General features: G+C 71.8%; 20 protein-coding genes and 1 pseudogene. 11 read left to right on the top strand and 10 right to left on the bottom strand.

All coding sequences use genetic code 11. The features are described 5' to 3' along the window. Positions 1–23: 23 nt before the first annotated feature. From eno to ACPPVS_RS03850, 3 genes and pseudogenes are all read right to left on the bottom strand, one after another. Positions 24–878, bottom strand: a pseudogene (eno, locus tag ACPPVS_RS03860) (phosphopyruvate hydratase); the annotation flags it as partial. A gap of 801 nt (positions 879–1,679) precedes the next feature. Then, a complete protein-coding gene (locus ACPPVS_RS03855; RefSeq protein ID WP_426594670.1) occupies positions 1,680–3,269 on the bottom strand; it encodes an ABC transporter permease in 1,590 nt (529 codons plus the stop codon). Continuing rightward, positions 3,266–4,162 carry an ATP-binding cassette domain-containing protein gene (locus ACPPVS_RS03850; RefSeq protein WP_426594669.1) on the bottom strand — a complete coding sequence of 299 codons (897 nt, stop codon included), beginning with the start codon at positions 4,160–4,162 and terminating at the stop codon, positions 3,266–3,268. The genes ACPPVS_RS03855 and ACPPVS_RS03850 overlap by 4 nt, the downstream gene beginning before the upstream one ends. Positions 4,163–4,245: 83 nt before the next feature. Between ACPPVS_RS03850 and ACPPVS_RS03845 the strand changes: the two genes are divergently transcribed. Then, a complete protein-coding gene (locus ACPPVS_RS03845; protein ID WP_426594668.1) occupies positions 4,246–4,848 on the top strand; it encodes a TetR family transcriptional regulator in 603 nt (200 codons plus the stop codon). A 148-nt stretch (positions 4,849–4,996) separates the two neighbouring features. On the opposite strand, the gene ACPPVS_RS03840 is transcribed toward ACPPVS_RS03845, so the two are convergent. Then, positions 4,997–5,506 (bottom strand): N-acetyltransferase family protein, encoded by a 510-nt coding sequence (locus ACPPVS_RS03840; RefSeq protein ID WP_426594667.1) that lies wholly within the window; start codon positions 5,504–5,506, stop codon positions 4,997–4,999. Then, a complete protein-coding gene (locus ACPPVS_RS03835; protein ID WP_426594666.1) occupies positions 5,503–5,877 on the bottom strand; it encodes a metalloregulator ArsR/SmtB family transcription factor in 375 nt (124 codons plus the stop codon). The genes ACPPVS_RS03840 and ACPPVS_RS03835 overlap by 4 nt, the downstream gene beginning before the upstream one ends. A 106-nt stretch (positions 5,878–5,983) precedes the next feature. Between ACPPVS_RS03835 and arsM the strand changes: the two genes are divergently transcribed. Together arsM and ACPPVS_RS03825 are read left to right on the top strand one after the other, a co-directional pair. Next, the gene (arsM, locus tag ACPPVS_RS03830; RefSeq protein ID WP_426594665.1) at positions 5,984–6,730 is read left to right on the top strand and encodes an arsenite methyltransferase; all 747 of its coding nucleotides are present in this window, start codon (positions 5,984–5,986) and stop codon (positions 6,728–6,730) included. 8 nt (positions 6,731–6,738) lie between these two features. Then, positions 6,739–6,954, top strand: coding sequence for a hypothetical protein (locus tag ACPPVS_RS03825; protein WP_426594664.1), 216 nt, complete (start codon positions 6,739–6,741; stop codon positions 6,952–6,954). A 39-nt stretch (positions 6,955–6,993) separates the two neighbouring features. Here ACPPVS_RS03825 and ACPPVS_RS03820 read toward each other — a convergent pair whose 3' ends face one another. Together ACPPVS_RS03820 and ACPPVS_RS03815 are read right to left on the bottom strand one after the other, a co-directional pair. Further along, the gene (locus tag ACPPVS_RS03820; protein ID WP_426594663.1) at positions 6,994–7,353 is read right to left on the bottom strand and encodes an arsenate reductase ArsC; all 360 of its coding nucleotides are present in this window, start codon (positions 7,351–7,353) and stop codon (positions 6,994–6,996) included. Between the two features lie 125 nt (positions 7,354–7,478). Beyond that, positions 7,479–8,135: a MarR family transcriptional regulator gene (locus ACPPVS_RS03815; protein WP_426594662.1), complete on the bottom strand. Its 657-nt coding sequence runs from the start codon at positions 8,133–8,135 to the stop codon at positions 7,479–7,481. 146 nt (positions 8,136–8,281) lie between these two features. On the opposite strand from ACPPVS_RS03815, the gene ACPPVS_RS03810 reads away from it, so the two are divergent. The 3 genes from ACPPVS_RS03810 to ACPPVS_RS03800 all read left to right on the top strand — a co-directional run bounded on the left by ACPPVS_RS03810 (position 8,282) and on the right by ACPPVS_RS03800 (position 10,693). After that, positions 8,282–9,094, top strand: a complete 813-nt coding sequence (locus ACPPVS_RS03810; RefSeq protein ID WP_426594661.1) for a hypothetical protein — start codon at positions 8,282–8,284, stop codon at positions 9,092–9,094. Between the two features lie 67 nt (positions 9,095–9,161). Beyond that, complete coding sequence (locus tag ACPPVS_RS03805; protein ID WP_426594660.1) at positions 9,162–10,220, top strand: EamA family transporter; 1,059 nt, start codon at positions 9,162–9,164, stop codon at positions 10,218–10,220. A gap of 107 nt (positions 10,221–10,327) precedes the next feature. Then, positions 10,328–10,693 carry a DoxX family protein gene (locus ACPPVS_RS03800; RefSeq protein ID WP_426594658.1) on the top strand — a complete coding sequence of 122 codons (366 nt, stop codon included), beginning with the start codon at positions 10,328–10,330 and terminating at the stop codon, positions 10,691–10,693. A 6-nt stretch (positions 10,694–10,699) separates the two neighbouring features. Here the strand turns inward: ACPPVS_RS03800 and ACPPVS_RS03795 are convergent, their stop codons facing one another. Next, on the bottom strand, positions 10,700–11,290 hold the full coding sequence (locus ACPPVS_RS03795; protein ID WP_426594657.1) for an isochorismatase family protein: 591 nt from the start codon (positions 11,288–11,290) through the stop codon (positions 10,700–10,702). A gap of 88 nt (positions 11,291–11,378) precedes the next feature. Between ACPPVS_RS03795 and ACPPVS_RS03790 the strand changes: the two genes are divergently transcribed. The 5 genes from ACPPVS_RS03790 (at position 11,379) to ACPPVS_RS03770 (ending at position 18,301) form a co-directional block, all read left to right on the top strand. Beyond that, on the top strand, positions 11,379–13,097 hold the full coding sequence (locus ACPPVS_RS03790; RefSeq protein ID WP_426594656.1) for a cation:proton antiporter: 1,719 nt from the start codon (positions 11,379–11,381) through the stop codon (positions 13,095–13,097). A gap of 198 nt (positions 13,098–13,295) precedes the next feature. Further along, positions 13,296–15,965 carry a bifunctional acetaldehyde-CoA/alcohol dehydrogenase gene (gene adhE / locus ACPPVS_RS03785; RefSeq protein ID WP_426595876.1) on the top strand — a complete coding sequence of 890 codons (2,670 nt, stop codon included), beginning with the start codon at positions 13,296–13,298 and terminating at the stop codon, positions 15,963–15,965. Between the two features lie 197 nt (positions 15,966–16,162). After that, a complete protein-coding gene (locus ACPPVS_RS03780; protein ID WP_426594655.1) occupies positions 16,163–16,669 on the top strand; it encodes a hypothetical protein in 507 nt (168 codons plus the stop codon). A 149-nt stretch (positions 16,670–16,818) separates the two neighbouring features. Further along, on the top strand, positions 16,819–16,947 hold the full coding sequence (locus tag ACPPVS_RS03775; RefSeq protein WP_426594654.1) for a molybdopterin oxidoreductase: 129 nt from the start codon (positions 16,819–16,821) through the stop codon (positions 16,945–16,947). A gap of 124 nt (positions 16,948–17,071) precedes the next feature. After that, positions 17,072–18,301 (top strand): pyridoxal phosphate-dependent aminotransferase, encoded by a 1,230-nt coding sequence (locus ACPPVS_RS03770; protein ID WP_426594652.1) that lies wholly within the window; start codon positions 17,072–17,074, stop codon positions 18,299–18,301. 10 nt (positions 18,302–18,311) lie between these two features. On the opposite strand, the gene ACPPVS_RS03765 is transcribed toward ACPPVS_RS03770, so the two are convergent. Together ACPPVS_RS03765 and ACPPVS_RS03760 are read right to left on the bottom strand one after the other, a co-directional pair. After that, positions 18,312–21,359, bottom strand: coding sequence for an Ig-like domain-containing protein (locus ACPPVS_RS03765; protein WP_426594651.1), 3,048 nt, complete (start codon positions 21,357–21,359; stop codon positions 18,312–18,314). A 226-nt stretch (positions 21,360–21,585) separates the two neighbouring features. Further along, positions 21,586–22,878 carry a multidrug effflux MFS transporter gene (locus ACPPVS_RS03760; RefSeq protein ID WP_426594650.1) on the bottom strand — a complete coding sequence of 431 codons (1,293 nt, stop codon included), beginning with the start codon at positions 22,876–22,878 and terminating at the stop codon, positions 21,586–21,588. Between the last annotated feature and the right edge of the window lie 22 nt (positions 22,879–22,900).

Here is a 22,900-nt window from a genome sequence, read left to right as displayed (position 1 = left end):
AGGCCGTCCTCGATCGACCACACCGGGTAGCTCTCCGTGATCTGGGCGTACCGCTCGACCATGTCCTGGCTGCTCAGTGAATCGCCCCCGACGTGGTAGAGCCCGTCGCGGTAGAACTCGCTGGCGGCGGGGTCCAGGGCGATGGCCACACCGCGCCGGCCAGCCGGGTAGCCAGCCGCTTCGATGGCGCTCACGAGAAGCGCGAGCACGTCCTCGGGGGCGGTGATGTCGGGAGCGAAACCACCCTCGTCGCCGAGGCCCGTGGCGAAGCCGGCGTCGTGCAGCAGGCCGCGCAGCTTGCCGTAGACCGCGGCACCCGCCCGGACTGCCTCGGGCATCGAGGACGCCCCGATCGGCGCGATCATGAACTCCTGGAAGTCCAGCGAGTTCGGCGCGTGGGCGCCTCCGTTGAGGACGTTGAAGTGCGGCACGGGCAGCCGCAAGGTCACGCCGGCCGGCTGCAGGTACTCGTAGAGCGGGGCGGACCCGGCGGCCGCGCGCGCGACGGCCATGGAGACCCCGACGATCGCGTTGGCTCCCAGGCGCGCCTTGGTCGCCGTGCCGTCGGCGTCGCACATCGCCTCGTCCAGCTCCGCCAGCGAGGCCCACGGGCGCGACCGGGCAAGCTCCGCCAGCTCGCCGTTGACGTTCGCGACGGCGGTCGTCACGCCCTTGCCGCCATACCGGTCGGGGTCGCCATCGCGCAGCTCCACGGCCTCCCGGGTGCCGGTGGAAGCGCCTGACGGCACTCCCGCCCGTCCGATGCTGCCCGACGCCAGCTCGACGTCGACGCGCAACGTCGGGTTGCCGCGCGAGTCCAGGATCTCCAGGGCCTTCAGGCCGGTGACTGAAAAGCTGGTGCCTGTCGAAGCCGTCATGGCTTCCTCCTTCGCCGTCGCGCCGCCCACTGTGAGCGGTGAGAAGCGAGACCAGGCTGGATGCCTGCGGGGAGACGGCTGAGGTATCACGGCAGCCTCCGGACTCGCGTCGAGACCAGGGACCGTTGGCGGCATCGCTGCCGCGGTTGAAGGCGAGCCCCACCGCCGTGATGAGTCCACGCTAGGGCAGCTCGTTCTCTCGCGCGCGTGCCGAAGGTCCCGGGAAAGGTCAGCCGCGGTGGGGGTCATAGACGTCGGGTACCACGTCGCGGCCTTCGTCGGCCGGCGCCGACGTCTGTGCCCGGGATCAGCGGCCGACGCGGTCTCCGGCCTCGGCATCGGCCTGGTGGTCGCGGTCGGGGTGGTCGGTGCGGCGGCGACCGTCTCGCGATGGAGCCGGCCCGAGCTCGACAGACTCCCGGCTCGGCGCCGAGCACGCCGGAGGCGCACCTCGACGACCGGCACGACGCGCATCCAGTCCGACTCGCCCTGGGAAGCTGCAAGCGGGACCGCCCACTCCCGCAGAACCGGCGCCAGCTGCGGCCACGGACCAGGATGCGCGTCGCAGTGGGTGCGCAGCACCGCGCCGCCTTCCTCGGCAGGCCGGGTCCGCGCGACGCCCCGGACACGCTGCAGCCGCCCCACCGAGATCAGGACGCGAGGCTCGAGGATGTTCCGGTACCCCTGGGAGCCGGGCCCCAGCCCGGCTCCGAAGCGCGAGGTCGTCTGCGGGCCGGTCGACCACCTCGAGCACGACCTGGCGCGGGCACGCGTCGACAAGGTGGCCTCCGAACCGCCTCCTCACCGGGGGACATCCCTGCGCCGGAACCCGACCAGCCCGGCCACCACCAACCCGACCGTGACGGCGCACAGCCACGCGATCGCCGAGCCGTTCGCCGCTTCGATCGGGAGCCGGCCGATCGCGTGCAGGGGTGAGATCGAGCGCATCCACTCCGGTAGCGACAACGTCTCGCCCAGCAGCTCGACCAGTGCGACGTACGCGATCGCGGCCCAGATGGCCGCCGTGGCACGAGGAAGTGCACCCACGAGGAGGACTCCGAACGCGCCGATCACGAGCACCGTCGGCAGGTACTCGACGCTCGCGTGCAGCACGCCTCCACCCCCGCCGCCGGTCGATCCAGCGACCACGGCCGCCAACCCGGCACCGCCTGCGAGGCCGACGACGCACGCACCGAGCACGACCGTCGCGCTGTGGACGCCCAGCCAGCGGACCCGCGGGACCGAGGAGGCCAGGACGGGCTCAAGACGCCCCGCGGTCTCCTCGTCCCGGATGCGCCCGATCCCCTGGGCGGCGCACCCGATCGCCATCAGCACGACCAGGACCAGCACGAAGGACACGTACCAGTCCGTAGCCCCGCCGGCGCTCCCGTTGCCGAACACGTCAGCGAGCGACGGGTTCGCGTTGATGACCTCCGCGATGTCATCCGTGAAGATCCCGAACACCGCTCCGACCGTGGCCGCGCCGAGTGCCCAGGCGACGATGGACGGGCCGTGCCCACGCACGGCGAGTCCGATCGGACGGGCGAGCGGGCGGGACGCGCGGCCCGGGCCGGGGCGAGATGGCACCAGCGCGGACCCGAGGTCGCGACGGACGACGAGCGCCAGCCCAGCCCCGACCAGGGTCGCCGCCGTGCCGTAGGCGAGGAGCAGCGGCCACCACCGCTGGTCGTCGGCAAATGCTCGGGACTCCTGCTGCCACGCCAGCGGGGACAGCCATTTCCATCCGTTGTCCTTGACGTCGCCGATCGCGCGCAGGACGTACGACGCGCCGAGGACGAGCAGGCCGACGCCGATGACGTCGGAACCCCGCCGGACGAGCTGGCCGACGAACGTGGCCAGGCTGGCGAATACGGCTCCGAGGCCGACGATCGAGAGGGCGTACAGGCCTGCGTCGTCGAGCCCGACCCCGTACGCCAGCAGCGACGCGACGATGCCCAGCCCGACCAGCACCAGGACGCCGAACGCCACGATCAGCGCGGCCAGCCAGGGCGCACGCGGGCCGACGGAGCGGGAACGCAGCAGCTCCAGCAACCCGGACTCCTCCTGTGCCCGGGTGCCGCGCGTGACCAGCAGCAGCCCGAGCAGCGGCACCGCGATCGCCGCGATGAACCCGAACTCGTTGGCGGCGACACCGCCGAGCGTCGTCGCCCCGTAGGGCGTGCCGTTGATCGCGGCGAGCGCCGGGTCGGAGCCGATGGTGTCGCCATACGTCTGCAGGAGCTCGGGCGTGGGGTAGGTGGAGTCGATGGCGGAGACCGTCGCGGCGTAGGTGGCGACCAACGCGCCCACCCACACCGCCAGCGACACCCAACCCGTGCGCAGCTGGAGCCGTAGTGCGACCCCGAGACCGCCTCGGCGTGCATCGCTCACGCCGGCTCCTCCTCGTACGCGCTGAGGAACAGCTCGTCGAGGCTCGGCGGCCGCACGGTGAGGGACTCCAGGCCCGGGCTGAGCAGGGGGCGCAGGACGTCGTCGAGCGCCGCGGGATCGACCGTGAACGTCAGGTCGTTGCCGTCGACCACCAGGTCACCGACGGCTTCGTTCCCGGACATGTCGGGAGCGGGTCCTCGCGTGACGGCGTGCACCGACGTCCGGGCCACCTTGCGCAGCTCAGCGACGCTCCCCGACAGCACGGTCCGCCCACGGCGGATGATCGTGACGTTGTCGCACAGCGACTCGACCTCGCTGAGGATGTGGCTGGACAGCAGCACGGTCGCGCCGTCGGCCGCGCGCTCCCGGACACACTCTCGGAAGACCTCCTCCATGAGCGGGTCGAGGCCCGACGTCGGCTCGTCGAGCACCAGCAGATCGGCCGGCGCGGCGAAGGCCGCCACGAGCGCGACCTTCTGCCGGTTGCCCTTGGAGTAGTCGCGCACGCGCTTGGACGGGTCGAGGTCGAACCGCTCGAGCAGGGCGGCGCGACGAGCCTCGTCGAGCGGCGCCCCGGACGACCCGAGCACGTCGATGCACTGGCCGCCTGTCAGCTTCGGCCACAGGTCGACGTCGCCGGGCACGTAGGTGAGCCGCCGATGCAGCCGGACCGCGTCACGCCACGGGTCGGCCCCGAACAGACGAGCCTGGCCGCCGGTGGGCCGCACGAGCCCGAGCAGGATGCGGATGGTCGTGGACTTCCCGGCCCCGTTCGGCCCAAGGAATCCCCGCACCTCCCCTGGGGCGAGCGTCAGATCCAGACCGTCCAACGCCCGCACCCTGCCGAAGCGCTTCTCGAGCCCCCGCACATCGATGACGAGATCGCTTACCACTCGAGCCTCCCGGTGGATACTGGCAGCCACTGCCAAATGACAGTAACTGCACGAAACGATCCGATGGAACTTCGAGGGGCGGCATGACGGGACTCAGGGAGCGCAAGCGCGTCGCGGCGATGGTGCAGATCCAGCGCACCGCGCTCGACCTGTTCGCCGACCGCGGCTACGCCGAGGTCTCGGTGGCCGAGATCGCCGCCGCCGCGAACGTCGCCGAGCGGACGGTGTATCGCTACTTCGGCACCAAGGAGATGCTCGTCGCCTACGACCCGCGCGACATCGCCGCGATCGACACCATGGTCGCCCTGGCGGCCGAGCACGGCCTGCTCGAGGCAGCCCGGCGCACCGTCGCCGACCTGCCGGACGTGGCGGCGACCGCCGCCGACGGTCGGCGCGCGATGACGCAGCTGCGTCTCCTGACCGCGGAGCCGGCCTTGGCCGCGGCGTTCGCGATGGTCGGTCACACGCTCGGGGACGCCTTGGGTTCGCGGACCGCCGCCGCTCGGGGGCTTCCTGCCGACGACCTGGCCTCACGGGCCCAGGCCCGCGCGCTGATCGCGGCCCTCACGGCCGCCGTCGAGGACTGGTACGCGCGCGACGGCAGCACCGACCTGCGCGCTTTGCTGGTCGCGGCGCTCGACGCGGTGGGTCGTCTCGGGCAGGTGCCTCACGGACGAGCGTCCTAGCGTGGGTGCCCTCAGCCGCCGTCGGGCTGACCGTCGTGAGCGTCGGCCCCGAGGTGGACGCTCAGGCCTACCGCACCGGGACGTGCGGGATGCAGAGCGCGATGGATACGGCGACCGTTGGCAGCCCGAAGCGCAACCACCCGGGAGGTCAGAGCCGCTTCTCGACGAGGACGACGTCGCGCCAGCGGCCGGCGAGCGGCCCGTAGGTCATCTGGCCGAGCCGCTCACGCGTGCCCACGACCCGGAACCCGACCGCAGCGTGGACCGCGAGGCTGGGGATGTTCTCGGGGAAGATGCCGGACTGCACGGTCCAGACGCCGCGTCGCTCGGCGTTGGCGAGCAGGCCCTCGAGCAGGCGTCGACCGGTCCCGCGGCCCCTGACGGCGGGGGCGACGTACACCGAGTGCTCGATGACGCCGGCATAGGCGCAGCGGTCGGAGACGGCCGAGGCGGCGGCCCAGCCGACGACGCGGCCTAGCTCGTCGAGCGCGACGAGCCGGTGGTCGGCGAGCTTGCCGGCGTCGAACGCCTCCCAGGTCGGCGGTCGGGCCTCGAAGGTCGCGTGCCCCGTCGCGATGCCGTCCGCGTAGATGCGTTCGACGTCGGACCAGTGGTCGGCCGTGAGCGGCGTGATCGTGAGTGCGGACGCATCGGTCATGCCGAGGCTCCCGCCGTCAGATGCGTGCCCAGCTGGTGCGTGATCGCGTCGAGTGCGCCGGGAACGAGCGCGTAGTACGCCCAGACGCCCCGCTTGTCACGGCTCACCATGCCGGCATCGACCAGGACCTTGAGGTGGTGGGACACGGTGGGCTGGCTCAGCCCGACGGGCTCGATCAGGTCGCACACGCACGCCTCGGAGCCCTCGTGGGCGGCGATGAGCGACAGCAACCGGAGCCGGGCCGGGTCGGCCAGCGCCTTCATCGTCCGCGCAAGGTCCACCGACGCCCGCTCGGTGATCGGCGCGCGCGCGAGCGGGGTGCAGCAGGCGCTGTCGGTCGTGCCGATCACGGGAAGCAGGTCCAGCGTCATGGGCCCAGTCTCGCGCAGACATCCATGGTTGTCGATATTGACAGACGTCGATGGATTGGGCCAGGTTACGTATCGACGGTTGTCGATACGTGAGGAGGCGGTCGAGATGGACGACATGCATGAGCAGGTGCGGCGGCGGTATGCGCTGGCGGCGGTGCAGGGTGGCGACGAGGGATGCTGCAGCGCGGGCGTGTGCGCTCCGGACTCGATCGTCGTCGACGAGAAGTTCGGGGCCGGCCTGTACAGCGCCGCCGACGCGGTGAGCATCCCGGCGGAGGCGCTGGCGGCCTCGCTGGGCTGCGGCAACCCGTTGGCCGTGGCTGAGCTGCGGGGCGGGGAGCGGGTGCTGGACCTGGGGTCGGGTGGCGGCATCGACGTGCTGCTGTCCGCGCGACGGGTGGGCCACGACGGGTTCGCCTACGGCGTGGACATGACCGACGAGATGCTCGACCTGGCCCGCGCGAACGCGACCAAGGCGGGCGCCACGAACGTCGAGTTCCTCAAGGGCACCATCGAGGACCTGCCGCTGGGTGATGCGGAGGTCGACGTCGTCATCTCCAACTGCGTGGTGAACCTCTCCACGGACAAGACTGCGGTGCTCGCCGAGGCGTTCCGGGTGCTCGTCCCCGGCGGCCGCGTCGGCATCTCCGACGTCGTCGCCGAAGATCACCTGACGGCCGAGCAACGTGCTGAGCGCGGTTCTTACGTCGGATGCATCGCGGGCGCCCTGTCCCGGAGCGAGTACCTCGATGGACTCGCGCTGGCCGGCTTCGCCGACGCCGAGGTCACCTTCACCCACGAGGTCGCGGACGGCATGCACGGCGCCGTCGTCCGCGCCCGCAAGCCCTTCTAGGAGGAGCGGTGCACCCGGACCTGTACTACGTCCTGCACCAGGAGCGCGAACGTGAGCTGGCTGCCGAGCTGCGCCACCGACATGCCACGCACGAGCGTCCGGCGCCCGCGCCGCGCCCCGTCAGGCGGCTGTGGCCCACTCTCGCCGAGGTCATGCCTGGCATGCCGCGGCGCACCCGTCGGGCGAGGTACGCGCCGCCGGTGGTGTGCTGCGCGACCGCCTGAGGATCGGATGGGCGCCCTCGTGCGGTACGGGTCCCGCCATCACGCGCGGGTGGGCGCCACCCCGAGCTCATCGAGCAAGCCGAGGATGCGACCTCGGATCTCGTCGCGGATCAGCCGTACCGACTCGATGCCCTGACCCGCCGGGTCCTCGAGCACCCAGTCCTCGTACCGGGTGCCGGGGAAGTACGGACAGGCGTCGCCGCAGCCCATGGTCACCACGACGTCCGATGACTGGACCGCCTCGGCCGTGAGGATCTTGGGTTGCTCGGCGCCGATGTCGATCCCCAGCTCGGCCATGGCCTCGACCGCGACCGGATTGACCATGTCCGCGGGCATCGAACCGGCGGAGCGGACCTCGACGGCGCCGCCCGAGAGCGCGGACAGGAATCCAGCAGCCATCTGGGACCGGCCAGCGTTGTGGACACAGACGAACAAGACACTGGGCCGGGCGGTGACGGATGCAGGCATGTCGCTCCTGGAGTGGGTCGTGGGTAGGGCGTCGGGCGTCGGGCAATGAGTAGCGGCTACGCCGCGAGAAGGCGGGGTGCGAAGTTCCGTATGCGGCGGTCCAGGTCGGCCACCGCACCATCGAAGGCCTCGTCGGAGCCGACGCGGGTCGGGTCCGGGACGGACCAGTGCGCATCCGCGTGCAGGCCGATCTCCTCGTGAGCGCGGTCGCACACGGTGATCACGAGGTCCTGGACCGTGCGCACGTCGTCGACGTGCCGGGGAGCGACGAGGCGCAGCGGCAGCTGATGGCGGCTCGCCGCCGCCACCGCACCCGGGTCGATCGCGTCCGCCGGATGAGTTCCGGCCGATGCCACCGGCACCCGGCTGGCACGACGCCACAGGGCAGCGGCCAGGTGGGATCGCGCGGAGTTCGCCGTGCAGACGAACAGCACGCGCGACGGCCTCGGGACCGGGTGGGCCGAGCCGTCGAGGTTCGCCGGGACGAGCCGCAGGTAGGTGCGCCGCCGATCGCCCTCGGACCGCACCCTCTCGACCAGCCCTCGCGCGACCAGAACGTTCACGTGGTGCGCGAGCAGGTTCGACGGCATGTGCAGGGTGGCCGCAAGCTCAGACGGTGAGGCATCCCCCAGGGTCAGCAGGTCGACCACCGCGACCCGCCCGGCGTCAGCCAGGGCGCCGTGCAAGGCCGCCCGACGCTCCATCTCTGCCATCCACTCAGCGTTCATTGAGTCAATGCTGACTGAGCGATGTGCGACGGGCAAGTGCGGCGTCGTCACCCTCCTGGGCGCTGTCGACCCGGAGCCGGCGAGCGTAGGTTGCGCCTCATCCCTGACGGGTGGCCGAGAGGAGACGAGGGGTGGCGATGGCGACGGCACGGCTGATGTCTCTCCTGTGCGTGACCACGGCGCTCGTCCTCACACCGGCTACGGCGTGGGCCGACGACGCGGATCCGACCCCGCCCGCGGCCGTCCTGGCCTCGTTGCAACCGGGCGGAACCGGGTTCGAGGACGCCGTGCGGTTGGGCGCCACCAACGAGTCCGGCGACGTGGACGTCCGGACCAGGGACGCACTCAGGGACTCGGCGTCGTTCGGCACGCCCCGTGGGTACTTCTACTACTGGGAGCCGACGTCGAAGGAATCCACCGCCGAGAGGTTCACGGACGCGGACTTCTCCCTCGACCCGGGCGAGATGTGGCTCAGCGTCGAGCTCCAGTCGGGCACCCCGTGGTCGATGATCGCGCTCGAGAACGACGGGACGATCATGGGCGTCGGCGGCTGGACCCCGACGGAGCTGACGGCGATCGACGCCCTTCCGGCGGACTCCATCATCGTCACGGACGGCCGGTACGGGGAGGCGTACGCGATCAGCGGCGACCACCGGACCATCTCGTCCCTGAACGACGCCGGATCGGCCTTGCTCGTGGCAGCAGCGGCCGACGCACCCACATTCCGCCAGCTCAAGGCGCAGCAGGCATCGATGCTCGTCCACGAGAACGGTCCGCCGGACGCCGTCGGCGGCGGACCCTCGTCGCCAAACGCCTCGTCCGACGGGGTCCTGCTCGCGATTGCGATCCTCGCCGGGGTCGCGTTGCTCGCCTGGGTCGAGTCGATCGTCCGTCGACGACGACCACACCGGCCGGTCCTTCGCTCGGAGAACGACGCCGTGTAGACGCGCGTTCGTCGCCACGTGGTCACCGGCTGCCTCGCGACCCTCCGAGGTGGGCGACGATGGAGTGGTGATCGAGACGTCCCGCGGAGTGCGCAACGTCGGCGTGCGTGCCGCGTTGCTGTCCGCGGTGCTGTTCGGGGCGAGCGCGCCGCTCGCCAAGCTGCTGCTGGGCGAGGTCAGCCCGTGGCTGCTCGCCGGGCTGCTCTACGTCGGCGCGGGCCTGGGCATGTGGATCTGGCGTGGCATCCGCCGAGCGCCAGCAGTCCGGCTTCCTCGTCGGGAGGTGCCCTGGCTGGCGGGTGCGGTGCTCGCCGGCGGGATCGCCGGTCCGGTCCTGCTGATGTTCGGCCTGTCGTCGATGCCGGCGTCCGGCGCCTCCCTGCTGCACAACGCGGAGGGCGTGCTCACCGCGGTGCTCGCGTGGGTCGTCTTTCGCGAGTCCACGGAGCGTCGGGTCGTGCTGGGCATGCTCGCGATCGTCGCCGGCGCCGTCGTCATCGCCATCCCCACCGGACAGGCGCAGGTCACCAGCATCTGGCCGGCGCTGGCGATCGTCGGCGCGTGCGCATGCTGGGCGCTGGACAACAACCTGACCCGCAAGGTCTCGCTGACCGACGCGACCTGGCTTGCCGCGGTCAAGGGCTCGGTCGCCGGTCCGACCAACCTCGTCGTGGCCCTCGCGCTCGGTGCCGCCCTCCCGGGGATCGCCACCACCGCAGCAGCGATGTCCCTGGGCTTCGTCTCGTACGGACTGAGCCTGGTGCTCTTCATCGTCGGCCTCCGCCACGTCGGGACCGCGCGCGCGGGTGCCTACTTCTCCATCGCGCCGTTCTTCGGTGCGGTCCTGGCCGTCGGGCTCGGCGACCCGGTCACGTGGCAGCTGCTGCTCGCAGGCGCACTGATGGCGGTCGGAACCTGGCTGCACCTCGGCGAGAGGCACGGGCACGAGCACACGCACGCGTCCGTGACGCACGAGCACTGGCACACGCACGACGACGGCCATCACGAGCACCAGCACGACGAACCCCTGTCGCCCGGTGTGCGGCACCGCCACCCGCACACCCACGACCTGGTGACGCACACCCACGAGCACTACCCGGACGCGCACCACCGGCACACGCACTGACACCGGCAAGGTCGTCATGACGTTCTGACCGTCTGAGCGTGGGACGCCCGGGCGGGCTACCCTGCCCGGGCGTCGCGCACGCCCACCCCACGACCGAGGAGCACCACGTGACCGTCGCCTACTGGATCATCGCCGGCCTGCTGGCGCTGCTGTACCTCTGGTCGGGCGGCATGAAGATCGCGCGCAGCCGCGCGCAGCTGCAGCCGATGATGCACTGGGTCGACGACATGCCCATGCCTGCCGTGCGCGCCATCGGCGTCGCCGAGGTGCTCGGTGCGATCGGCCTGATCGTGCCGCCGCTGACCGGCATCGCTCCCGCGCTCGCCCTCGCGGCCGCGATCGGGCTGCTGATCCTGCAGCTCGCCGCGACCACCTTCCACCTGCGGCGCGGCGAGAAGGAGAACATCGGGCTGAACATCGGTCTCGTGGTGGTGACCGGCGTGCTCGTGTGGCTGGCGACGATCTGGCTCTGACCGTCGTCACGACGAGGTCGTCAGCTCGATCCCCGCGCGCGCGAGCTCGGTCAGCGCGGCGATCGCGGTCGGTGCGGCGACGGCCGCGGTGAGGTCGGTGAGCACCGCGGCGCCGAAGCCTGCAGCGGACGCGTCGAGGGCCGTCGCGCGCACGCAGTGGTCGGTCGCCAGCCCGACGACGTCCACCCGCGTCACGCCGCGGGCCGACAGCGCGGCCGCCAGGCGCACGCCGTCCTGGCCGACGATCCGGCCCGAGAACCCCGAGTAGTCCTGCCGGGACTCGCCCTTGACCACGTGCACCGCATCGGCGGGCAGCGACAGGAGCCGGTGGTACTCGGCGCCCGGGGTGCCCGCGACGCAGTGCACCGGCCAGGTGGTGACGAAGTCCGGGTCGCCGTCCGCGGCGAAGTGGCCGTCGTTGGTGTCCGGCAGCGGGGCGTGCCAGTCGCGGGTGGCGACGACGACGTCGTACGTGTCGCCGGTCCGCGCGAGGTACGCCGAGATCGCCCCGGCGACGGCCGCTCCCCCGGTGACGGCCAGCGAGCCGCCCTCGCAGAAGTCGTTCTGCACGTCGACCACGATCAGTGCCGTGCCCATGTGCACCTCCCCGTTCGTCGCTCTCGGCGAGCGTACGACGAGGGCCCGCTTGTAGGGTCGCCAGAGACGTCGTCGGGAGGTGCCAGCCGTGGAGCACGTCCAGGTGTTCGCCCTGGTCATCGTGGCCGTCGCCGTCACGGCCGTGTGCCGCAACCGCGGATGGCCGGCTCCCCTGGTGCTCGTCGGCGTGGCCATCGTTGTCTCCCTGGTTCCGGCGGTTCCCCGCTACGAGATCCGCCCCGAGATCCTGCTCGAGTTCGTCCTGCCGCCGCTGCTCTACTCGGCCGCCCTGTCGAGCTCGTACCGCGACTTCCGCACCTCGCTGAACTCGATCACGCGGCTCGGCGTGGGGCTCGTGTTCGTCACGGCGTTCGCCGCGGCCCTCGCGTACTGGTGGCTCGACGACGCCGGGATCCCGATCCTCGCGGCCCTCGCCCTCGGCGCCGTCGTCGCCCCTCCGGATGCCGTCGCGGCGGCCGCCATCGGTCGCCGGCTCGGTCTGCCGCGCCGGGTGATGACGCTGCTGTCCGGCGAGAGCCTGATCAACGACGCCACGTCGCTGACGCTCTACAAGGTCGCGATCGCCGGCGTGGCCACGGGCGCGTGGGCCCTGGGCGAGGGGATCGCGATCTTCGGGCTCGCCGTCGTCGTGGGGGTGGCGGTCGGCCTGGTCATCGGGCTCGTCGTGAACTACGTCCGGCTCCGGCTGGACGACCCCGTCGTCGCCTCGGTGATCGGCCTGCTGACGCCGTTCGCGGCCTACTGGGCCGCGGAACAGGTCATGGGCTCCGGCGTCCTGGCCGTGGTGACCGCAGGCCTCTACCTGGGGCACACGTCGCCGCGCGCCGGCTATGCGACACGGTTGTACGAGGAGCCCATCTGGTCGACGGTCGACCTGTTGCTGGAGTCCTTCACGTTCGCCCTGATCGGCCTGCAGCTGCCGTGGGTGTTCCGCGACGTGATCGCCTCCGACCAGGGGTTGCGGCACGGCGTCGTGCTGTCCCTCGGCGTCCTGGTCACCGTGATCCTCGTGCGGCCCGTGTACATCTTCGCGACGGCGCGGTTCGACCACCTGCGCCTGCGCGGGTCGCACCGGCCGGAGCTCGACTCGCTGTCCGCGCGCGAGTCCGCCGTGGTCTCGTGGGCCGGGATGCGGGGCGTCGTGACGCTCGCGGCGGCGGCGGCGATCCCGTTGACGTCGAACGGCGCACCCTTCCCCGAACGCGCGACCCTGCAGCTCGTCGCCTACTCCGTGGCCATCGGGACGCTCCTGGTCCAGGGCCTCACGCTGCCGTGGGTGATCCGTCGGCTCAAGGTCGGGTCGGCCGACGAGACCGCCAGCGACGCCGCGCAGGAGGCCGCGGTGCGCCTGGCGACCGCCGACGCGGTCCAGGGTGTGCTGGAGAAGCAGCGCGCCGACTGGAGCCGCACCCTGGGCACCTCGGGTGCCGACGAGATGATCGACAAGCTGTCCTCGACCTGGCGCGCGCGGGCGACGGCCGCCGCGGTGATGCTCGACCCGTCCACCGCCGACGAGCTCGTGCCCGACGAGGGGCTGCGACCCGAGGCCGTCTCCGGGGTGACCAGCGCGCTGCGGACCGTCAGCCCGTCGAACGTGCCGACCCCGTCCGAGGGCAAGCGGACCCAGAAGCTGCAGCGCGAGATCGTGTCCGCGCAACGGGCCGTCCTCATGCGGTGGCGGGACACCGGGCAGCTGGACGAGGTCGTCATGCGGCGGGTGATGCGGGAGCTGGACCTCGAGGACGAGAGCCTGTCGTCGTCGTGGTTGTCGCGCGTGCGGGCGTGAAGGGTCGTCCGGCCCCTGACGACTGTGTGCAGCTCGCCCCCGACTAGGGACCTTTGCCTTTATCGCAGGTCGCCACCCGCTCCGTAGCGTCGATGTCATCAGCCACCACCCCGGCATCGACAAGGAGCCTCCACCGTGACCGTCACGGACCGCCCCCGCAAGAGCACGACATCGCAGCCCGACCTCGAGACACCCGAACTGGACGCACCTGACGCGATCGACGCGCCTGACGCGATCGACGAGCTGGTGTCGCGGGCGACCGTGGCCCTCGCCGAGTACGCGCGCTTCACGCAGGAGGACGTCGACCGGCTGGTGAAGAAGGGCTCGGTCGCTGCTCTCGACCAGCACGGAGCGCTGGCCCGGCTGGCCGTGACGGAGACCGGACGCGGCGTGTTCGAGGACAAGGCCGTCAAGAACATCTTCGCGTGCGAGCACGTCACCAACTCGATCGCGGGTCTGAAGTCGGTCGGCGTCATCTCGCACGACGAGCTCACCGGCATCACGGAGATCGCGGAGCCGGTCGGGGTGATCTGCGGCGTGACGCCGGTGACCAACCCGACGTCGACCACGATCTTCAAGGCGCTCATCGCGCTCAAGACGCGCAACCCGATCATCTTCGCGTTCCACCCGAGCGCGCAGAGCTCGTCGGTGGCGGCCGCCCGCGTCGTGCGGGACGCAGCGGTCGCCGCCGGCGCACCCCAGGACTGCATCCAGTGGGTCGAGGACCCCTCGATCGCGGCGACCACCGCGCTGATGCAGCACCCCGGCGTCGCGCTCATCCTGGCCACCGGCGGCAACGCGATGGTCCGCGCCGCCTACTCGTGCGGCAAGCCGGCCCTCGGCGTCGGCGCCGGGAACGTCCCGGCGTACGTCGAGAAGTCGGCCAAGCTGAAGCGGGCGATCAACGACATCGTCCTGTCCAAGGCGTTCGACAACGGCATGGTCTGCGCGTCGGAGCAGGCCGTGATCCTGGACGAGGCGATCTACGACGCCGCGATGGCCGAGTTCAAGACGCTGCACGCCTACCTGGCGACACCCGCCGAGAAGGCGATGCTCGAGCAGCTGATCTTCGGCGTCACGGCCGAGGGCACCAACTGCGGCGGAGCCAAGCTCAACGCGTCGGTGGTCGGGCAGTCGCCGCAGTGGATCGCCGCGAAGGCGGGCTTCACGGTCCCCGACGACACGTCGATCATCCTGGCCGAGGTCCCCACGGTCGGACCGCAGGAGCCGCTGACCCGCGAGAAGCTGGCGCCGGTCCTGGCGGTGCTGCGCGCGACGAGCACCGAGCACGGCATCACGCTCGCCGAGCAGATGGTCGAGTTCGACGGCCTGGGACACTCGGCCGCGATCCACACGCGGGACGACGCGCTCGCCGAGCGGTTCGGCACCCGGGTGGAGGCCGTCCGGATCATCGTCAACGCGCCGTCGTCGCTCGGCGGCATCGGCGACATCTACAACGCGTTCATCCCTTCCCTCACGCTCGGCTGCGGCTCCTACGGCCACAACTCGGTGTCCAACAACGTCTCGGCGGTGAACCTGTTGAACATCAAGCGCGTGGGTCGTCGCAACAACAACCTGCAGTGGTTCAAGGTCCCGGCCAAGACGTACTTCGAGCCGAACTCGATCCGCTACCTGTCCGACATGCCGGACGTCGAGCGCGTCACCATCGTCACCGACTCGACCATGACGACCCTGGGCTTCGTCGACAAGATCATCGACGTCCTGAACCGGCGCGCCAGCAAGGTCGCGCTGCAGATCATCGACCAGGTCGAGCCGGAGCCGTCCGTCAAGACCGTCCAGGCCGGCGCGGCGCAGATGCGCCACTTCCGCCCCGACACGATCATCGCGCTCGGCGGTGGCTCGCCCATGGACGCCGCGAAGGTCATGTGGCTGCTGTACGAGCACCCCGAGATCGAGTTCTCGGACCTCAAGCAGAAGTTCTTCGACGTGCGCAAGCGCGCGTTCAAGTTCCCCGTCCTGGGTGAGCTCGCACAGCTCGTCTGCATCCCGACCACGTCGGGCACCGGTGCCGAGGTCACGCCGTTCGCGGTCATCTCGGACCCGGACGCGGGCAAGAAGTACCCGCTGGCCGACTACGCGCTGACCCCGTCGGTCGCCATCATCGACCCGGTGCTCACGTCCCTGATGCCGGCGTCGCTCGCGGCGGACTCGGGCTTCGACGCCCTGACGCACGCCACCGAGGCCTACGTCAGCGTCTACGCCAACGACTTCACCGACGGCATGGCCCTGCACGCGATCCGGCTGATCTTCGACAACCTCACGCTCTCCGTGAACGGCGACCCGAGCGACCCGGCGACCCAGGACGCCCGGGAGAAGATGCACAACGCCGGGACCATCGCCGGCATGAGCTTCGGCAACGCGTTCCTCGGCATCGTGCACGCCATGGCCCACGTGGTCGGCTCGACGCACCACCTGGTGCACGGCCGGACCAACGCGACGCTCCTGCCGCACGTGATCCGTTACAACGGCAGCATCCCGACCAAGCTGACCAGCTGGCCCAAGTACGAGCACTACGTGGCGCCGGAGCGGTTCCAGCAGATCGCGGTGATGCTCGGCCTGCCGGCGGCGACCCCGCAGGAAGGTGTCGAGTCGTACGCGTCGGCCATCGAGGCGCTGCGCACGAAGGTCGGGATCCCGGTGTCGTTCCAGGCACAGGGGGTCGACGAGGCCGCGTTCCTCGACCGGCTCGACGAGGTCGCGATGGGTGCCTACGAGGACCAGTGCGCGCCGGCCAACCCGAGGATGCCGATGATCGAGGACATGAAGGACCTCATGGTCGCGGCCTACTACGGGACCTCGATCCAGGACGCTCGCGCTCGCCGCGCCCCCGACGCGTCGCTCGTCTGACCGCGAGCACCAGAACTGACCGGGACCTCGCCCATCCCCGTGCGAGGTCCCGGTCTCCAAGCAGCCGTGGCGGGTGGGTTTCCGGGGTGGCGCCCACCCGCCACGGCGACTCGCCGTCGTCGACGCCGTTCACTCAGCAGTCGCAGTAGTCTCTGGCTCTTGCGATGCTCGACGACGAGAACCCCGAGGAACCACGCATGACCGCCCCGATGACCTCCCGACCGCTGTCCCGTCTCGCGCTGCCGCTGATCGCCGGCGCGCTGGCGCTCGGCCTTGCCGCGTGCTCCGACTCCGGTATCGACGGCGCCACACAGAAGGCCAAGGACGTGGCGGCGTCCGCGAGCGCCGCCGCCCACAAGCTGTCCGCGAAGGTCGAGGAGGCCGAGTCCGCGGCGACGAAGGCCAAGGCGAAGGCCAACGAGCTCGCAGCCAAGCTCGAGTCGTTCGACGGGTCGGGCAAGAAGGCCGTCAACGACGCGAGCAGCGCGGTGACGGACGCGCAGACCGCGCTCGACGACGCCAAGGCGAACGGTTCGGCGCACGCGCAGAAGGCCCTCGACGACGCCAAGAAGAAGGTCGACGACGCCCAGGCCGAGGTCGAGTCCGCGAAGAGCACCGCGACGGGGTCCGCGGCGGACGCCCTGGACGCGCTGGCCACCCAGCTCTCGGCCCTGAGCGACAAGCTCAACAGCGCGGGCGCCTGAGACGCTCACCGGGCCGGGTCTCCCCGCGGCGCGTGGCGACCCGGCGAAAACGCGGTGTTCGGGCGGTTTGGTGCCCTGCGAAGGGGTGAATTGACCCCGCATCGGCGCGGGATGTTGTACGAAACCGCGTGCGTGCCGATCTTGAATGTATGGCAGATCGTCAGGCGCACCGCGAGTTGCGACGCCACCACGTCGAGTGGTGGATCGTGACCGCATGGGCGTCCCTCGGGCTGGTCGTGGCGGCGGGCTTCACAGCCGCCGCCGGACTGGTGAGCTGAGCGCACGCGCTCCCGGGCCCGCGCAGGCGGGTCCTGCTCGACGCACGGTCGACCTGGGCTCGACCACCCGTCAGCAGCCCGTCGCCGCGAGCTGCCCCGTCCCCGAGCACATATCCTCGCCCGCATGACTGACGCTCGTTGGCAGGCCGTCGCCCGCGCCACCGGACTGCTCGGCGCCGACGGCGTGCCGCGCGCGACGGTGTTCGCGGAGATGTCGGCCCTGGCCACCCGCACCGGAGCGGTGAACCTCGGGCAGGGTTTCCCGGACGTGGACGGACCGGCGTCGGTGGCCCGGGCGGCCGCGGACGCGATCCTCGGCGGTGCCAACCAGTACCCGCCCGGGCCGGGCATCCCGGTGCTGCGGCAGGCGATCGCCGCGCACCAGCGCGCGCACTACGGTCTGCACCTGGACCCGGACACCGAGGTGCTGGTGACCGCGGGCGCCACGGAGGCCCTCGCGGCCGCGGTGCTCGCGCTGGCCGAGCCGGGCGACGAGGTGCTCACGCTCGAACCGTTCTACGACTCCTACGCCGCAGTCATCGCGATGGCGGGCGCCACGCACACCACGGCTCCGCTGCGCGCGACGCCCGACGGCTTCCGGCTCGACCTGGACGCGCTCGCCGCGGCCGTCACCGACCGCACGCGGATCATCCTGGTCAACACCCCGCACAACCCGACGGGCACGGTGCTGACCGCGACCGAGCTCGAGGCGATCGCGCGTCTCGCCCGCCGGCACGACGCGCTCGTGCTCACCGACGAGGTCTACGAGCACCTGCTGCTGCGCGACGACGCCGGCGCCCGTCCGACGCACGTCCCGATCGCGACGCTGCCGGGCATGGCCGACCGCACGCTGACGGTGTCGTCGGCCGGCAAGACGCTCTCGTTCACCGGCTGGAAGATCGGTTGGGTGACCGGTCCCGAGCGGCTGGTCACGGCGGTCCGGACCGTCAAGCAGTTCCTCACGTACGTCTCGGGCGCCCCGTTCCAGCCGGCGGTCGCGTTCGCCCTGACCGACCCTGGGGTCGCGCGCTGGATCGACGAGCTGGCGGACTCGTTGTCGCGTCGTCGCGACCTGCTGTGCACGGGGCTGCTGGACGCGGGCTTCACGGTGGTGCGCCCGCAGGGCACGTACTTCGTGCTCGCCGACGCCGCGCCGCTGGGCTACGCCGACGGCGCCCGGCTGTGCCGCGACCTGCCGGGGCTGGCGGGCGTGGTCGGCGTCCCGGTGAGCGCGTTCACCCTGGCGGGCTCGCAGGTCGACCACGCGTTGCGCTCGTGGGTCCGGTTCACGTTCGTGAAGCGCGACGACGTCCTCGAGGAGGCGGTGGCGCGACTGCGCAGCCTGCGCGCCTGACGCGGCACCGTCAGGCGCGACCCCGGATGCGCCGGCGGGCGGCGACGAGTGCGGCGCCCACGCTCAGCAGGGCGAGCGCGGCCGTCAGCCCGCCGACGGGGTCGGAGCCGGTGTACGCCAGGGACGGATCCGTCGCCGGAGGGTCGGCCACCACCGGGGGCAGCGGGTCCGAGACGGTCGTCGGCAGCGCCATCAACGGTGCCGCTGGGTACCGGACGGTGAGCCGGGCCGAGACGGTCTGCCCCGCGGTGTTGGAGACGCTGTAGCGGAGGTTCGCGTACCCGGCGAACCCCGGCACGGGCGTGAAGCGGATGCCTGTGGGGGTGACCAGCCACGTGCCCTCGTCGGCGACCGTCACGTCGGTGACGGACGGACCGCCGGCCGGATCGACCAGCCGGACGGTGCTCGTGTCGAAGGCCAGGTTGTCGCCGGGGACGTCGTTGTCCAGCTCGGCGAGCAGGACCGGCTGGTCGGGTGTGCCGACCGCCGAGTCGTCGACCGCTGCGGCGAGCTGGACCGGGGCCGTGACCCGCACGATCACCACAGCCGACACCGGCTGGCCCGAGCCGTCGACCGCGTCGTACGTGAACGCGTCGGTGCCGCCCCAGCCGGGGTTCGGCGTGTAGCGGAAGCGGCCGCCGGGGTCCACGACGACGGTGCCGTGCCCGGGTGGTCCGGCGGTGATCACGTGCAGGTCGGTGCCGTCGTCGTTGGTGAGCACACTGGGACCGGCGACGTGGGTCATGTTCGGCGCGATGGTGCCGGCGTCGTCGTCCGCCGCCGTGGGCGTGACGACGATCGTGACGGTGGCCGAGGCCGACTGCCCGCCGCCGCTCGCCTGGTAGGTGAAGGTGTCGGGCCCGGAGAAGTCGTGCGTGGGGACGTAGTCGAAGGTTCCGTCGGTGCGCAGCGTGAGCGCCCCGTGCGACGGTGCCGTGAGCAGCGTGGCGACCAGCGGCGCGCCGGCGTCGTTCGTCAGGACGCCCGGCGAGGCGACCAGGGTCGTGTTGACGGGGATCGTCCACGTGTCGTCGACCGCCCGGGGCGTGACCGTCAGGTGCACGGTCGCCGAGGCGGTCTGGCCCGCGTCGTCGGCGACCGTGTAGACGAAGCTGTCGGTGCCGAGGTAGCCCGCCGCCGGCGTGTAGGTGTACGAGCCGTCCGTGCCCAGCACGACCGACCCGTTGACCGGCGGGTTCGTCACGCTCGTGCTCACCGTGAGCCGGGTGCCGGTGTCGTTGGCCAGGATCCCTGTGGCCGGGACGACGAGCGGGGTGCCGACCGTCGTCGTGCCGGAGTCGTCCGCCGCCACCGGGACGGCGGGCAGCGGGAGGACGTCGAGGGCCGTCTGGAACTGCAGGGACGGGAAGTACGTCCAGACGTCCAGCCCCTTGGAGTCGCCGAGGGTGCCGTTGCTGGGCGCGCAGTGCGAGTTCGCGTTCGCGCCGAGCCCGTCTCCGAACGCGCGCGCCGTGCTCGCGCTGTCGACGCCGGTGGCCGGGTCCGCGAAGGGGCTCGCGGGCAGCGCGCCGATGAACGACGGGCAGAGGAGCCCGCTCGCCGCGTCGCCCACGAGCACGCCAGCGCTCGACGTGTAGCTGCGGTCGTCGAAGAAGACTCTGGTGCAGTTGGTGCCGGTGCTGGCGGCCAGCGAGAACGGGCAGACCCCGTTCGGCGGGTTCAGCAGCGTGATGCTGGGACCACCATGGGTCGAGCTCTCCACGTCGAGCATGGGCGCGTGGTACTCCCCCGCCCGCAGCACGGCTTTCACCTGGTAGCCCGTCTTGACGGGGAACGGGACGCCGGCGTTGTCCTTGCCGTCCCACGAGACGGTCGAGACGCCGGCGCCGACGACGCCGCGCAGCGCGCGGTTGGTGGGCAGACCGGGGTCGTAGCTGATGCCGTCCCGGGAGATGACGATCTCGTAGGTGCCGCCGGTCCCGGCGTTGAGCGTGAACGTGCCACCCTGCGCGCGGTAGCTGCCGTGGGCGGTCGCCCGGCCCGTGAAGTCGACGGCGCTGAGGACGGGCGGCACCGGGGCGCCCGGGATGCCCAGGGCAGCGAGGGTCTCGGGTGCGAGGGGCTCGAACGACAACGGGTACTGAGGTCTGGCCAGGTGGACGCCGCCGTCGAGTGCGGGCAGCTGCTGCGGCTGGGCGCCCGATCCCACGACGTCGTGGTTGAGCGGCGTCACGCCGTCCGCGTCCAGGAAGCCCTCACGGTTGCCGTAGAAGACGAAGCCGTTCGGGTCGAAGCCGTTCGTGTTCACCAGGTACCGATAGCCGTCGAGCGTGTTCAGGTACATCGACATCGTCACGGGCCGGGGGTTGCCGCCGGTGAACGCCGCCAGCACGTAGGTGAACACCCGGCCCGGGATGTCGGTCGCCGTCGCGAGGTCGCCCGCGGCGCGGACCGTGACGTCCCAGGCGTTGACGGCCGTCCCGGCGTCGGACCGGAACGTCGTCGGCGCGAGTTCCGGGTCGGGCGTCCCGTCGGCTGTCCCGTCCGGACCCGCGGACCCGTAGAACGCGACGCGGTAGAGACCCGTGGTGGGCGCGACGTACACGCACGGCACGTAGCCGGCGGTGTTGGCCGACCCGTCGACCGCCTGCGCGCGCGCCAGCTCCTGGGCCCGCGTCGAGATGAGCCCGGTCGCAGGCGTCGTCCGGTGCGCGGAGCACAGGAAACCGTTCGACCCGTCGGCCACGGTCGGAAGGACCGTCGCCTCGGGATCGGTGATCTGGCCGGGGTTCCAGATCGCGATGTCGGCCGCCCCCGTACCGACCGACGACGACCCGGTCAGGATCTGCTCGCCCGCGCGCGCGAACACCGAGAACAGCGTCCGCCGCTGGATGCGCGTCTCGCCGGCACCCGCGGGTCCGTACGCGTTCGTCCGCCACTCGATGGCGGCCCGGCACAGCGTGGTGCCGCTGCAGGCAGGGTCGACCCCGCCGGTCTGCGGGAACAGGTCGGAGCTTCCCGACGCGAGCGCGGGCACGGCGGCACCCCCGAGGGCGAGGACGCACACGAGGACGCTGAGCACGAGGCGACGGAGCACGGGCTGACGGTTCCTTCCGGATGCCCGCAGGGCTGCGTCGCGCGTCGGACACTGCCTGCCTGCGCACGGCCCTTCGGGCGAGTTCGCGGCACGCTACGAGGAGTCCGACTGCGGGCCCTACGCCGTTCGGGTGGATACCCGCCGAGATCTCGACTTCACCCGTGCGACTTGTCCGGCGATGTGCGTTTCGCGGTGCGGCACCGGTCCCGTGGACCTGGACGCGCGATCAGTCCAGGACGGCCGACGCGCCCGACCACGCACCGTCGCGCCGGTACGCGGGCGTTCCGACGGCGAGGACGACGAGCGCTCCGACGGCCGCCGCGAGCATGACCCCGGCCATCGCGACGGCGTCACCGCCGAGCAGCCCCGACAACGGGCTGATGACGCCGGACACGCCCGACTGCGTCGCCCCGATGACCGCCGCCGCGGTGCCGGCGATGGCGCCGTGCCGCGTGAGCGCCAGCGCGGACGCGTTGGGCGGGACGAAGTTGACCATGAACAGGATGAGCCACAGCACGACCAGCAGCGCTGCCAGGCCGCCCCAGCCGGTGACGGCGATCGCGAGCAGGACGAGGGCGAGCGTCACCGAGATCGGCAGCACCACCCTCAGGATCCGGATCGGTGCCACGCGCCGCACGAGCGAGGCGTTCACCTGCGCGCCGAGGACCAGGCCGACCCCGTTGACGGCGAACAGCAGCGCGAACTGACCCGACGTGAGCCCGTACCCCTCGCGGAGCACGAACGGCGAGCCGACGACGTAGGCCATGAGCACCGCCACGCCGAGTCCCGGCAGGATCGCCAGCGCGACGAACCGGCGGTCGCGGACCAGGTGGCGGTAGCCCGCCACCGCGGTGCCCAGGCCGCCGACGCGCCGACGCTCGGGAGGCAGGGTCTCGGGCATCCGACGCCAGACGACCACCCACAGGGTCGCGCCGAACAGGGCGAGCGCGCCGAAGACCGCGCGCCAGCCCAGCTGCCCGGCGATGAGTCCGCCGATCGACGGGGCGAACAGCGGAGCGACCCCGATCACGAGCATGAGCCGGGACATCAGCCGGGACGCGTCGGAGCCCACGAACCGGTCGCGGATGATCGCCATCGCGACCACGGAGGCCGCCGCGTTGAAGAACCCCTGGAACGTCCGCAGCACGATCAGCGGGCCGATCGCCGGCACGATCATGCACAGGAGCGACGTCACCACGTGCATCGCGACCCCGAGCAGCACCGGCAGGCGTCGACCGAACCGGTCCGAGAGCGGGCCGATCACGAGCTGCCCGGCCGCCCCACCGACGAGCATCGCCGTCATGGTGAGCTGCGCCATGGTCGCGGTGGTGTGCAGGTCGCGCGCGACCTCGGGCAGCGAGGGCAGGTAGATGTCGACCGAGATGGCCGGCAGCGCGCACATCATGCCCAGCAGCAGGACGTACCGGACGTCCGGGGTGTACGTGCGCTGGGGTGCGGCGCGGTCGGCCGCTGCTGCGGTCGGAGCGGTCGTGGCGGGGGAGGTGGTGCGCAAGCTCATCGGGATCGATGTTTTCATTGCC

Source organism: Cellulomonas sp. McL0617 (genome assembly GCF_049994875.1).
GTDB lineage: Bacteria > Actinomycetota > Actinomycetes > Actinomycetales > Cellulomonadaceae > Cellulomonas.
Note: the sequence above shows the minus strand (reverse complement) of the source record. Positions and strands in the feature narration are given on the sequence as shown.

Coding starts and splice junctions, on each gene's coding strand:
- ACPPVS_RS03840 (WP_426594667.1), bottom strand. CDS start 5,506: ATGACCGATGCGTCCGCACTCACGATCACGCCGCTCACGGCCGACCAC.
- ACPPVS_RS03775 (WP_426594654.1), top strand. CDS start 16,819: ATGGCAGATCGTCAGGCGCACCGCGAGTTGCGACGCCACCACGTCGAG.
- ACPPVS_RS03760 (WP_426594650.1), bottom strand. CDS start 22,878: ATGAGCTTGCGCACCACCTCCCCCGCCACGACCGCTCCGACCGCAGCA.
- ACPPVS_RS03845 (WP_426594668.1), top strand. CDS start 4,246: ATGACGGGACTCAGGGAGCGCAAGCGCGTCGCGGCGATGGTGCAGATC.
- ACPPVS_RS03815 (WP_426594662.1), bottom strand. CDS start 8,135: ATGGCAGAGATGGAGCGTCGGGCGGCCTTGCACGGCGCCCTGGCTGAC.
- arsM (WP_426594665.1), top strand. CDS start 5,984: ATGGACGACATGCATGAGCAGGTGCGGCGGCGGTATGCGCTGGCGGCG.
- ACPPVS_RS03780 (WP_426594655.1), top strand. CDS start 16,163: ATGACCGCCCCGATGACCTCCCGACCGCTGTCCCGTCTCGCGCTGCCG.
- ACPPVS_RS03795 (WP_426594657.1), bottom strand. CDS start 11,290: ATGGGCACGGCACTGATCGTGGTCGACGTGCAGAACGACTTCTGCGAG.
- ACPPVS_RS03770 (WP_426594652.1), top strand. CDS start 17,072: ATGACTGACGCTCGTTGGCAGGCCGTCGCCCGCGCCACCGGACTGCTC.
- ACPPVS_RS03820 (WP_426594663.1), bottom strand. CDS start 7,353: ATGGCTGCTGGATTCCTGTCCGCGCTCTCGGGCGGCGCCGTCGAGGTC.
- ACPPVS_RS03835 (WP_426594666.1), bottom strand. CDS start 5,877: ATGACGCTGGACCTGCTTCCCGTGATCGGCACGACCGACAGCGCCTGC.